Here is a 12299-nt window from a genome sequence, read left to right as displayed (position 1 = left end):
ACCACGATGAAACGACTCGCAGGACTGGGTGGCACGTGCGTGCTGCTCGCGATGCTGGCGGCGCCCGCCGTCGCGCAACAGGCGGACGCCTGGCGGCTTCCGATCGAGACCCGCACCCTCGACAACGGACTGACCGTCGTCGTCTCCGAAGACCGCAGCTCGCCCACCGTCGGCGTCAGCGTGGTCTACCACGTGGGCATGCGGCTCGAACCCGAGAACCGCACCGGCTTCGCCCACCTGTTCGAACACCTGATGTTCCAGGGCACGCCGACCGCGCCGAAAGGCACGTTCGACCGGGTGATCCAGGGCGGCGGCGGCCAGCTCAACGGCTCCACGCGGCCGGACTACACCAACTACATCGAGACGGCGCCGGTCTCCGCGCTCAAGCCCATCCTGTGGCTGGAGGCGGATCGCATGAAGACGCTGGATTTCTCGCCGGAAAACCTGAAGAACCAGCAGGATGTGGTCAAGGAGGAGATCCGCGTCAATGTGCAGAACCAGCCCTACGGCCTGTTCTTCGTGTTCGACATGAGCCGTCTCGCGTTCCAGAAGTGGGCGAATGCGCACGACGGCTACGGCAGCTTCAAGGACCTCGAGGGGGCGACCCTCGAGGACGTCGAGGCCTTCCACCGCGACTACTACGGGCCCAACAACGCAGTCATCGGCATCGCAGGCGACATCTCGGCGGCCGAGGCCTTCGCCCTCGTGGAGGAATACTTCGGCGACATCCCGGCCCGGCCGACACCGCCGCGCCCGGACGTGTCCGAACCGCTGAACACCGAGCCGCGGCGAGAAGCGCAGGACGACGCCCTGGCGCAGGTGCCCGCGCTCGCAGTGGGCTGGAAGATGCCCGAGCGCGGCAGCGCCGACCACGCGCCGATGGCCGTGCTGTCGCAGCTGCTGGCCGGCGGTGATGCATCGCGCCTTTACCAGGGCCTGGTCAAGGGCCGCGAGCAGCTGCTCAACCTCGACGGCGGCATGGGCTGGCCGCTCGGCCACGCCTGGGACTACGACGGCCCCACGCTGATGACGCTGTTCGCGCTGTACAAGCCGAACGTGGCGCCCGACGCGGTGCTGGCCGCAATCGACGAGGAGATCGCGCGCATCGTCGCCGAAGGCGTCCCGGCCGAAACACTGGCTGCGGCCAAGACCAAGCTGCTCGCCGACTATGTCAACGCGCTGGAGCCCTTCATCTCGCGCGCCGACGAACTCGCCAAGGCGCAGTTGCTGTGGCGCGATGCCGACACCCTCAACAGGGTGCCCGGCTGGGTGCAGGCGGTGACCGTGGCCGACGTGCAGCGCGTGGCACGCACCTACCTGACCGCAGGCAACCGCACCGTCATCGATCGCGTGCCGGCCGCGATGGCCCAGGCGCGCGGCATCGCCCCGCCGGCCGCCGCCGCGCCCGCCGCCCCGACGCAGGACTGAGGAGATCGCCATGTCCATCCGAACCCCCTTTGCCGGCGCCGGCTTCGCGCTGCGTCCGCTGGCCCTTGCCCTCGGTGCATGCCTGGTCGCCGCCGCCGCACACGCCCAGGCGCCTGCGGGCGCTCCCGCGACCGCGCCGCCGGTCGAACTGCCCGCCGGCCTGCCGGACTACGACGCCGACCGGCCGCTGCCCGAGCTGGGCCTGGTCGAGCACCGGCTCGACAACGGCCTGACCGTCTGGGTGCTGCCACGCCAGGGCGGCCTGCCCAAGGTGAACTACGTGCTCGCCGTGCGCGGTGGCCTGGCCAGCGATCCGGAGGGCATGCCGGGCATGTCCAACCTGCTGGCCACCCTGATGCAGGAGGGCACCGCAGGGCGCAGCTCGGTGCAGATCGCCGAGGAGCTGCAGCGCCTCGGCGCCTCGATGGGCGCCAGCGCCAGCAGTGACGGCCTGTTCGTCACGGCGTCCGGTCTGGCGTCTTCGGCCGAGCCGCTGGCGGCCCTGTTCGCCGACGTCGTACGGAACCCGGCCTTTCCCGAGAACGAAGTCCAGCTGGCCCGGACCAACGCCCTGCAGAGTCTGAAGGCGATGCAGGCGCAGCCGGGCTACCAGGCCAACCGGGCCATGGGCCGGGTGCTGTTCGGCGCCCATCCCTACGGCAACACGCTGCCCACCGAGGCCGCGATCGAAGCCACGGCCGCCGAGGGTCTGCGCACCGCCCACGCCGCGCGGTTCCGGCCCGACCAGGCCCTGCTGGTCATCGCCGGCCCTCTGGACGGCGCGCAGGCGCTGGCCCTGGCGCGGACCGCCTTCGGCGACTGGCGAGGCACGGGGACACCGGTGGCCGCCGTCCCCCCGCCGCAGTACCCGCCCCGGCCGAGCTTCGTGCTCGTGCCCCGGGCCGGCAGCGTGCAGTCGGCGGTGCGCATCGGCCGGCCAGCATTCGACGCCGGTGACGCGCGTGCGATTCCGGCAGCGCTGGCCAACACGATCCTCGGCGGCGGGTTCGACAGCCGGCTGATGCGCAATCTGCGCGAGGAGAAGGGCTACACCTACGGCGCCGGGAGCAGCTTCGGCCTGCGCGCCAGGGGCGGGGCCTTCCAGGCCCAGGCCGATGTCCGCAACGAGGTCACCGGTGCGGCGATCGGCGAGTTCCTCAAGGAGTTCGAACAGATGCGCCGGGTCACCGTGGACGCCGATGAGCTGCAACGCGCCAAGCGCTATACCGCCGGTACGTACCTCTTCCAGAACCAGCTCCAGGGCGCGGTGGCGTCCGCCCTGGCCTCCAACTGGGTGCTGGGGCGCCCTGCGGACTACCTCAGCCGCTATGTCGAGAAGACCAACCGCGTGACTGCCGCCGAAGTGCAGGCGGTCGCGCGGGAGTTCCTGGATCCGAAGCGGCAGAGCATCGTCGTGGTGGGCGATGCAGCGGTCGTCGACCAGCTCGCGCCCTACGGGACGTTCTCCACCAGCGACTGAGCCTGTCCGGGAGACGGAAAAGGCCCCGCATCGCGGGGCCTTTTTTTGATGACTGCATGGGTCGGACGGGCGGGTCGGGCAGAGCCGTTGCGGCACGCGCCCTGGACTGTCGACACGCCGCACGGCGCCCGGATGCGCACTCGACCGCGCGCGATGCTTCGTACCCCATGCGCGTTCCACCGACGCCGCGCGGCGGAGCGAACGAGCCCTCGACGCCGCGCGGCGCCGCAAGGCCGCCCTCGGGCATCGCCCGCGGCGCGGATCCCAGCCGCCTGCGCCGGGATGCAGCGGCCAAGCAGCCGATCGCAGGGCGGCGCGCATGACCTGCAGGCCGCAGCTGTCGCGCCGACGGACAGTGACCAGCCGGACGCGCATGGAGGTTGCGGGGTGCAGCGGCCGCCGGTCGTCCGTGTGCGGTGGAGGCCGGTGGCCTCAGTCCTGCGCCACCGCGTCCGCGCCCCGCCGGTTGAGCCACAGGGCGAACAGCGCCGCGGTGAAGAACATCAGCAGGCTGTACACCGCAGCCGGGACCGACATCAACGGGTTCTGCAGGACGTTCAGCGCGATGTAGATCGCCAGCGTGCCGTTGTGGATCCCGATCTCCATCGCGATCGCGATGGCCTGGCGGCGTGGCAGACGCAAGGCGCGCGGGGCCGTGTAACCGACGCCCATGCTCAGCAGGTTGAACAGCAGGCAGGCCAGGCCCACCGCAGCGAGGAAGCCGAGCAGGGTGCTCCAGGCCTGCGCCACCGCGGCCACGATCAGCAGCACCAGCACGGCGACCGACAGCAGCCGGATCGGCTTTTCCATGCGCGCAGCGAAGGCCGGGGCCCATGCCCGCGTCGCCATGCCGAGGCTCACCGGCAGCACGATGATCACCGCGACCTCGACGATCTTGCGCACCGGCGGCGGCACGTACTGGCCGGCGCCGAGGAAGAATTCGAGCGCCAGATTGAGGATCAGCGGCAGGGTCACCAGGCAGAGCAGGCTGTTGACCGCGGTCAGCGTGATGTTGAGCGCCACATCGCCGCGGGCGAGATGGCTGTAGATGTTGGCGGTCGCGCCGCCGGGCGAGGCGGCGAGCAGCATCAGGCCGACCGCGAGTTCCGGCGGAAGGCGGAACAGCAGCGCGAGTCCGAGCGCAGCCCACGGCAGCACCCCGATCTGCAGCACCAGGCCGGTGACCACGGCGCGCGGGTAGCGCGCGATCCGGCGGAAGTCGGCGATCCCGAGGCCGAGGCCGAGACCGAACATGATCACGCCGAGCGCGAGCGGCAGCAGCAGTGTGGTGAGCAGGGACGCCTGCATGATCGGTCCTGTCGGGCGGGGTCAGGGGCGGGTCGCGAGCCTGCCGCCCAGCCAGGCCAGGGGCAGGGGGGCGGCGAGGCCGGCCAGGATCATCCACAACGGATGCGGCAGCAGCCAGACGTTGATCGCGACGCCCAATACGATCAATGCGCCGACCGCGAGGGCCGCCGGCCGGCGGTGCACGCGCGACAGCCGCGCCGCGACCCAGCCCCCCGCGAACGCCGCGACCAGCCAGCCCGCCAGCACCCAGGCCAGCTTGCCCAGCGGGGCGGCCGCGACCCGGGCGGCCAGGTCGGCTTCGTCGCCGAGCTCACCCGCGGGCAGCGGCACCAGCCAGGCCGCGACGAATTCGAGCCCCAGCATGACCGTCGTCGCGACCAGCATGCCGACCACCACCGCGAAGATGGACCGGACCATGGTGTCTCCCCCCCCTGCTTGTCCGCCCGCAGCATCGCCCGCGCCCGACATGGCCGCAAGCCGCAGATGTGCGGAACACCGGGGCGGCGATCTGCGACGAGGCCTGCTCGCCGCGCGACTAAAGGCCGCTGCAGCCGGATGCGTCGCGCACTGCGCTGCTCGGGCATCCGGGTGACGCGTGTGGAATGGGCCCTGCGCTTACCGCCGGGCTGGGATGGGTCGACGACGTGGACGTGACCGGCTCCGGGCGGGCGCCGGCTGCGGACTGTCGTCCGCATTCGCTGGAATCCGGGTCCACGGCGGACGCGGCGTCGACCGGTCACCCTGCCGGGTCGGCACCCGCCGGACGGCCCGGCCGATCGAAGGGAATGAAGTCGGGCGCGACCGCGCCACCGGAGATGATGAAGCTCATCGCCTGGTCGACCGTCCAGTCCGTCGGCGTCACCGCTTCCAGGGGCACGATCTCGAGATAGCCCGACGTCGGATTCGGCGTGGTCGGCACATAGACCGCGGCCAGCTCGCGACCGGTGCCCTGCTCGCGGATCACACGCGTGACGAAACCGACCGACTTCATCCCGCGGTGCGGGAACTCGATCAGCACCACGCGCTGGGTGCCGTCCGGCTTGGTCTGCAGGATGTCGAGCAGCTTGCGCGCGCTGGAATAGATGACGTTCGCCAGCGGAATGCGCCGGACGAGGGCGTCCAGCCAGCCGAGGATGCGCTGGCCCACCACGCGCCGCGCGAGCCAGCCGACGCCGAGGATCAGTGCCACGGTGGCTCCGAGGGCGATGGTGGCCTGCACCGACACCGCGTTGATCCAGCCCAGCGAATTGGGAAACCACGCCGCGATCTGCTGCGACAGCGGCGCCACCCACGGCGTGCTGATCTCCGACAGCAGAACGAAGACGAACTTGACCACGATCCAGGTCAGCCAGATCGGCAGCAGGGTCAGCAGGCCGGTGAGGAACAGGCGCTGCAGGCGCCCGCCCAGCGAAGGGGTACTCATTGCGATCCGGGTTGCGCGGGGGACCGTCCATTCTGCGCCCGCAGCGCGCGGCGTAGAAGCGCGGCGCGGCGGTCAGGGCAGATGCACCACCCGGAAGCCGACATCGTCGTAACCGCGCGCCGGGTCCAGGGCCCGGCTGTCGAGCGCGTCGCGCCGGCTGCGGCCTGCGGCGACGCGTTCCTTGCACGCGGCGGCGCAGTCGCTGCGCCATTCGGCAGGTCCCTCGCTGCGCACCGGGGCAGCCGCGCCCTGTGCGGTCGAGGCCATCACGATGCTGCGGCCCTCGCGTTCGCTGCGCCAGCGCGCGTAGTCCACCGCATCGTGCCAGGACACACACACCACCGGATCGCCGGGTGCCTGGTCGAACCCCGGGCTGTCCCAGTCGCGCGGCGCCACCGCACGCAGCATCGAGCCCCGCGCGCGGCACGATGCGGACTTGTGGCCGGTGGCCGCGACGAATTCCGCGTACTGCGCGCGGCTCACCGGGGCATTGGCGACGGCGAAGACGGTGCCGCCCTCGCGGACCACGCGCGCGCCACCGGGGATGCGCGCTGCCAGCGCGGCGAGATCGGGAATCGCCTGGGCCTGCCGGCGCAGGCGCGCCGCGGTGGGGGCATCGAGGCCTGCCGCGTCGACGGCTGTCAATGCCGCCAGCGCGTCCTTCCGATCGACCTTGCCGGCCGCGTCGGTGATCCGGGTTTCCACCGCTTCGGCAAGGCGCGTGCGCAGACGGCGCATCGCGTCGCCGTCGGCTCGTCCGGTGTCCGCAGCCAGCCGGGACACGGCCTGCAACTGGGCCAGCGCGGTGCGGTCGTCGCCCCGGACCACGGCGGGAGATGCACCGGTCGCCACCGCGTCGATCGCGCGGTCCAGCAATGCCGGCAGGCGCAGATGTTCCGGATCGGCGCGCCAGGCCTCGCCCAGCGCTTCGAGCGCGTTGTCGCCCGGAGGCGCTGCCAGCCGGCCGGCGCGCAGCAGGCGCTCGGCGTCGGCCAGATGCCGGTCCGCGGCCGACACCGGTGCCGCCTGTGGCCCGCCGATTCCATCCAGAGGATCCGCGTCCGATCCGGCAGCCGGCTGACCCACCCCGGCCGCAGGCGCGGACGTCCGCGCGGGCCCGTCGACAGCGGGCACCGCGTCCTGCGCGGCAGACGGCGCGGCGGCATCGCCGCCCGAGAGGTTCATCGCCACTCCGACCCCGGCGGCGAGCACCAGGATCAGGGGCACCCACACCAAGGGCGGCAGGCGCCGCGTGCCGTGGCCGATGCGCTGGATCGTCTGGGTGATCACCGGCGCGCGCCGGCCGTCGCGCAACGGCACCTGTTCGAGCGCCTGCAGCATTTCGCCGGCATCGCTGAAACGGCGGGTCATCGACTTGGCCAGGGCCCGATCGATGAACCGCTGCCAGTGCCGCAGTGCAGGGGGCAAGCGCGGGATCGGGTTCTGGGTATGGGCCAACGCCATCGACAGCGCGTCCTCGCCCTTGTACGGCAGCTCGCCGGTGAGCATCTCCCAGGCCAGCACGCCGACGCTGTAGAGGTCGGCGCGGAAATCCACCTGCTGGCCGCGCGCCTGTTCCGGCGCCATGTAGGCGGTGCTGCCCACGGCGAGGCCGACCATCGTCACCCGCGTGCCGTAGCCGCGGCGCAGCGCGATGCCGAAATCCGCCAGCAGCGGTCGGTCGGCCTCGTCGAACAGCACGTTCTCGGCCTTGACGTCGCGGTGGATCACGCCGCGCGCGTGCGCGTAGGCCAGCGCCGACAGCAGCGCGCGCAGCACTTCGCGCACGCGGGCGTGATCCCCGGTGAGGTCGCGCTTGCCCAGATGGCCATGCGGCAGATAGGGCATCGCATACCAGGGCAAACCCGCGTCGGTGCGGCCGACCTCGTGGATGCCGACGATGTTGGGATGCTCGAGCCGGGCGATCGTACGCGCTTCGTTCTCGAAACGACGGCGGCTCACCTCGTCGGCCAGTGCCTCGGGCAGCATGACCTTGATCGCCACGTCGCGCCCCAGCGACAGCTGCGTGCCGAGATAGACCGTGGCCATGCCGCCGTGGCCGACAATGCGCGTCAGACGGTAACCGGCGATCTCCGGAAAGACCGTTGAATCAGGCCCGGTTGGTGTGTGCGGCATGCGTCCCCCTTGCGTCGCACAGCATACCGAGGGCGCGCTGGAAAACGGTGTGATGCGTTGCCGGTTGCCATCTGTCCGGGGCGCGAGGCGCCCCGCGGCGGATCCGTCCGCGCGGCGCGGCCCTCAGGCCGCGCGCGCGTGACCGGCCGCGATGAGCGCCATCGCCACCGATTCGGCGGCCTTGATGCCGTCCACGCCGGCCGACAGGATGCCGCCGGCATACCCCGCGCCCTCACCGGCGGGGAAGAGCCCGCGTGTGTTCAAGCTCTGGCCGTCGTCGTGGCGGGTGATGCGCAGTGGCGAGGATGTGCGGGTTTCGACGCCGGTCAGCAGCGCATCGTGCATCGCGAAACCACGCAGTTTGCGGTCGAACGCCGGCAGGGCTTCGCGGATCGCGGCGATCGCGTACTCCGGCAATGCATTGGACAGATCGCCCAGGCGCACGCCCGGCGTATACGAGGGCACCACGCTGCCGAAGGCGCCCGATGCCCGTCCTGCCAGCAGGTCGCCCACCAGTTGCCCCGGCGCCTCGTATCCACCGCCGCCGAGGACGAAAGCGTTCGACTCCCAGTGCCGCTGCAGCGCGATACCGGCCAGCGGCCCGCCTTCGGGTGCGTAGGGCAGGAAGTCTTCGGGCGTGATGCCGACGACGATCGCCGCGTTCGCGTTGCGCTCGTTGCGCGAGTACTGGCTCATGCCGTTGGTCACGACGCGCCCCGGCTCGCTGGCGGCGGCCACCACGGTGCCGCCCGGGCACATGCAGAAGCTGTAGACCGAGCGGCCGTTGCGCGCGTGGTGGACCAGCTTGTAGTCGGCGGCGCCGAGCAGCGGATGGCCGGCCTGCGGGCCGAAGCGCGCGGCATCGACCAGCGATTGCGGATGCTCGATGCGGAAGCCGATCGAAAAGGGCTTTGCTTCGAGGAACACGCCGCGCGTGTGCAGCATCGCGAAGGTGTCGCGCGCGCTGTGGCCGAGCGCCATCACCACATGGTCGCTGCGGATCTCCTCCCCGTTCGCGAGGGTCACGCCGCGGACATGGCGCACGCCGTCGGCATCGGTCTCCACCTGCAGGTCTTCGACGCGGCTGGAGAAGCGGATCTCGCCGCCCAGCGACTCGATCGTCGCGCGCATGTGCTCGACCATCGACACCAGCCGGAACGTCCCGATGTGCGGCTTGCTGACATAAAGGATTTCGTCGGGTGCGCCTGCAGCGACGAACTCGGTCAGCACCTTGCGGCCGTGATGACGCTTGTCGGAGATCTGGCTGTAGAGCTTGCCGTCGGAGAACGTGCCGGCGCCGCCTTCGCCGAACTGCACATTCGACTCGGGGTTGAGCACCTTCTTCCGCCACAGCCCGAAGGTGTCCACGGTGCGCTCGCGCACGGCCTTGCCGCGTTCGAGCACGATCGGGCGGAAGCCCATCTGGGCCAGCACGAGCGCCGCGAACAGGCCGCAGGGCCCGGTGCCGATCACCAGTGGGCGAAGGGGCAGGGCGTCGCGCGCGCGCGCGACGAAGCGGTACGCGGTGTCCGGCGACGGGCCGACCTTGCCGCTGCCACCGGCCACGGCGCCGTCGCCCTGTTCGCCCGCGGACGCGGCTTCGGGGTCGAGGTCCAGCCGCTGCAGGATGTCCGCCTCGCGCGGGGTCTCCACGTCGACCGAATAGATCAGCACGATTGCCCCGCGCCGGCGCGCGTCGTAGCTGCGCTTGGCGACGGTGAAGCCGGTGAGCTCGTCGGCATGGATGCCCAGGCGCGCGACGATCGACGCAGGCAGTGCGGAATCGTCGTGGTCGAGGGGCAGTTTGAGGTCGGTGAGTCGGAGCATCGGGATTCGGGGCGGTGAAGGCGCGGGTCTGTGGCCCTGCGCACCGCTCGCATGCGATCGGACGCGTCGATGCGTTCGGCGCGGGGTCTGGCGCGGCGGACAGGATACCTGTCGCGCGGCTGCATGGACCGACGCCGGAGCGGCGCGCTGCCCAGGAGCTGCTGGACGCGCCGAGCGCGTGCGAAGGGCTCGATGCGTTCGACGCGATCCGGGTGCCGCGGTACGACGTCGCCGATGCGGACATGCAAGCATTGGCTGATGCGACAGGTGGTGTGGACCCTGCCTTCTGGTCTGACACGCCGCCTCACGGTGCTGCGGAGTCCCGCACGCGACGTCACGGTCACCGCGGACGGGCGTTCGCCGGAGATCGCCCAGCACGACGCCAGCCGAGGCGCGACCCGGTCGTTGCCGCTGCCGGCCTATCTGCTCGAATCGGGCCCAGACCCGGACTGACCGCTGCGCCGCTTGCGGCGCACGTAGATCTGCTTGCGCACACGCGCGACAGGTTCCCCCGCCGCGTCGAGCACGTCGGTGGTGAACCAGTGCAGATGTTTGGCACCGTGTTCGGTCGCCTCCCGGATCGTCTGGAGGGTGGCGTCATCGAGATGGAACTCGGCATGGACGGTGCCGCGCCCGGGGCGGATGAATTCGATCTCCGCCGCCTTGTCCCAGACCACGTGTTCGTCGCCGATCGCGCGCAGCGTCATGATCATCCAGAACGGATCGGTCATCGCGAACAGGTTGCCGCCGAAGTGGGTGCCGACGTAGTTGCGGTTGTACCAGCGCTGGCGCAGTTCCACCCGGGCGTGACGGAAGCCGTCGCCCATCGCGGTCACACGGATGCCCGCGAACAGGAACGGCGGCCACAGGTTCATCAGCAGGCGGAGGCGACGCGGCGTCATGGTGGACCGGGTGGGCAGCGGGCTGCGGATGTTACCGTACGCCGCGGTACGGGCGGCTTCCGTACCGCAGCCGGTGCGGACGCGCCCCGCGACGGGACTCAGAACAGCAGTGACGCCATCCGGCGGCGGTAACGACCGACGAGCTCGGCGTCGTCGACGATGCGGAACGCATCGATCAGCGTCTTGCGCGGCAGGCCGTCCTCGAAGTCGCGATCGCGGCGCAGCAGCTCGATGAACTGGTCGAGACCGGCTTCGGTATCGCCGGCGACGAGGCGGTGCACGCCGAGCAGGTGCCGGGCGCGCAGATCGTCCGGGTCGGTGTCGAGACGCGCCTGCAGAGCCTCGGCGGACGGCGCATCGGCCAGCAGCGCGGCGAAGTCGAGGCGCGCGCGGGCCTTGACCGCGCGCTCGTCGGTGGCGAGGTTCGCGGGCAGGCCGTCGAGCAGGCCCTCGGCCTCCTTCGCGGCACCGGTCTGAAGCAGGGCGAGGGCGAGATCGAGCTTCAGCTCCGCCTTGTCGGGTTCGGCGCCGACCGCCTCGCGCAGACGCGCGACTTCGGCGGCCGGATCGAGCGGGGCCGGCTTGTCGTCGACGCTCGCGCCGTCGCCCGGCACGATGCCGTGACGATCGAGGAACGCGCGGACTTCGCCCTCGGGCAGCGCGCCCGGGAAGCCGTCGACCGGCTGCCCGCCGACCAGCAGGAACACCGTCGGCACCGAGCGGATCTGGAACGCGGCGGCGATCTGCTGCTCCTTGTCGACATCGACCTTGGCGAGCACGAACGCGCCGTTGTACTCGGCCGCGAGCTTCTCGAGCACCGGGCCCAGCGATTTGCACGGGCCGCACCACTCGGCCCAGAAGTCGATCAGGACCGGGGTGTCCAGCGATTTCTGCAGGACCTCGGTTTCGAACGTGGCCGTGGTCGCGTCGAACACGTGGGCGGACGCGGGGGGAGCGGGGGAGGAGGCGTTGCCGTTGAGAAGCATGCGGGATTCCGGATGGCGGTCGGGAGCGCCGGAGCGCGATCACCGAAGGATGGCGGCGGTTGCGCAGGATACAAGCATGTCAAAAATAGTTGACATCCTGCAGCGGCAATGTAAGTTATTTTTTACTTCTGGTCTGCTGGAGTTGACATCATGGCTTGGCGCCGATGGAGCTGGATGGGACTGTTGATTCTGGCCGGCGTTGCGCTCTGGATGCTGGTGGCGGGGCGCACCACGCGAGTTGGCATCGATATCGGCATGCTGGGCTCGGTGTGGCTGCTCGGCACCGCATGGCTTGCGCTCTACACGGCTTCGACAATGCCGCGCGGCGAGCTCGAGCAGGGGATCGCGCCGGGTGAGTGGCAGGCCTGGATCGGCACGGTCTTCATGTGCGTGGCCACGCTGTACTTCGTCAGCAAGCTGCATGTGTTCGGGAGCGAGTCGATTCCGCATGCCCCGCAGTCGCGGGTGGTCGTGCGCAATCTGGTCGTGCTGCTCATCGCCTGGACCGTGCTGTCGCGGGTGCTGGTCGCTCGCTGGAACGGACACGTGCAGTCCGACGAGCGCGACCGCGACATCGAGGCCCGCGCTGCTGGATGGGGCCGCGCCGCGCTTGTGTCCGCCATGGTCGCGCTGGCGGTGACGCTGGGTCTGTCGCCTGTGGAGCGGCTGGACTGGGCCACGCACTTCATGATCGCCAATCTGTTGATCCTGTTGTTGATGTGCGGCTGGCTGGTGGAGTACGCAGCGACGGCGGTCCTGTACTGGCACGATCGTCGGGACGCGGCGTGACACGCGACAACGGGACCGGC

10 protein-coding genes are annotated in these 12299 nt (G+C 70.9%); 3 read left to right on the top strand and 7 right to left on the bottom strand.

Annotation, left to right across the window (positions count from 1 at the left end):
• The first annotated feature begins 6 nt into the window (after nucleotides 1–6).
• Both H0E82_RS07705 and H0E82_RS07700 read left to right on the top strand, forming a co-directional pair.
• Nucleotides 7–1428, top strand: coding sequence for a M16 family metallopeptidase (locus H0E82_RS07705; RefSeq protein ID WP_235974230.1), 1422 nt, complete (start codon nucleotides 7–9; stop codon nucleotides 1426–1428).
• Nucleotides 1429–1438: 10 nt separating this feature from the next.
• Complete coding sequence (locus tag H0E82_RS07700; protein ID WP_180544883.1) at nucleotides 1439–2908, top strand: M16 family metallopeptidase; 1470 nt, start codon at nucleotides 1439–1441, stop codon at nucleotides 2906–2908.
• Between the two features lie 432 nt (nucleotides 2909–3340).
• Here the strand turns inward: H0E82_RS07700 and H0E82_RS07695 are convergent, their stop codons facing one another.
• The 7 genes from H0E82_RS07695 to trxA form a co-directional block, all read right to left on the bottom strand.
• Nucleotides 3341–4216 carry a bile acid:sodium symporter family protein gene (locus H0E82_RS07695; protein WP_180544882.1) on the bottom strand — a complete coding sequence of 292 codons (876 nt, stop codon included), beginning with the start codon at nucleotides 4214–4216 and terminating at the stop codon, nucleotides 3341–3343.
• Nucleotides 4217–4237: 21 nt separating this feature from the next.
• On the bottom strand, nucleotides 4238–4633 hold the full coding sequence (locus tag H0E82_RS07690; protein ID WP_180544881.1) for a hypothetical protein: 396 nt from the start codon (nucleotides 4631–4633) through the stop codon (nucleotides 4238–4240).
• Between the two features lie 319 nt (nucleotides 4634–4952).
• Nucleotides 4953–5639 carry a DUF502 domain-containing protein gene (locus H0E82_RS07685; protein WP_180544880.1) on the bottom strand — a complete coding sequence of 229 codons (687 nt, stop codon included), beginning with the start codon at nucleotides 5637–5639 and terminating at the stop codon, nucleotides 4953–4955.
• Between the two features lie 72 nt (nucleotides 5640–5711).
• Nucleotides 5712–7775 carry a bifunctional serine/threonine-protein kinase/formylglycine-generating enzyme family protein gene (locus H0E82_RS07680; RefSeq protein ID WP_180544879.1) on the bottom strand — a complete coding sequence of 688 codons (2064 nt, stop codon included), beginning with the start codon at nucleotides 7773–7775 and terminating at the stop codon, nucleotides 5712–5714.
• A gap of 123 nt (nucleotides 7776–7898) precedes the next feature.
• Nucleotides 7899–9602 (bottom strand): NAD(P)/FAD-dependent oxidoreductase, encoded by a 1704-nt coding sequence (locus H0E82_RS07675; protein WP_180544878.1) that lies wholly within the window; start codon nucleotides 9600–9602, stop codon nucleotides 7899–7901.
• A 419-nt stretch (nucleotides 9603–10021) separates the two neighbouring features.
• Nucleotides 10022–10504 carry a DUF4442 domain-containing protein gene (locus H0E82_RS07670; RefSeq protein WP_180544877.1) on the bottom strand — a complete coding sequence of 161 codons (483 nt, stop codon included), beginning with the start codon at nucleotides 10502–10504 and terminating at the stop codon, nucleotides 10022–10024.
• A gap of 98 nt (nucleotides 10505–10602) precedes the next feature.
• Nucleotides 10603–11490: a thioredoxin gene (gene trxA / locus H0E82_RS07665; protein WP_180544876.1), complete on the bottom strand. Its 888-nt coding sequence runs from the start codon at nucleotides 11488–11490 to the stop codon at nucleotides 10603–10605.
• Between the two features lie 150 nt (nucleotides 11491–11640).
• Here trxA and H0E82_RS07660 point away from each other — a divergent pair, with 150 nt between their 5' ends.
• Nucleotides 11641–12279: a hypothetical protein gene (locus tag H0E82_RS07660; RefSeq protein WP_180544875.1), complete on the top strand. Its 639-nt coding sequence runs from the start codon at nucleotides 11641–11643 to the stop codon at nucleotides 12277–12279.
• Nucleotides 12280–12299 lie beyond the last annotated feature (20 nt).

Source organism: Luteimonas deserti (assembly GCF_013425765.1).
GTDB lineage: Bacteria > Pseudomonadota > Gammaproteobacteria > Xanthomonadales > Xanthomonadaceae > Luteimonas > Luteimonas deserti.
This window is presented reverse-complemented; position numbering and strand designations above follow the sequence as displayed.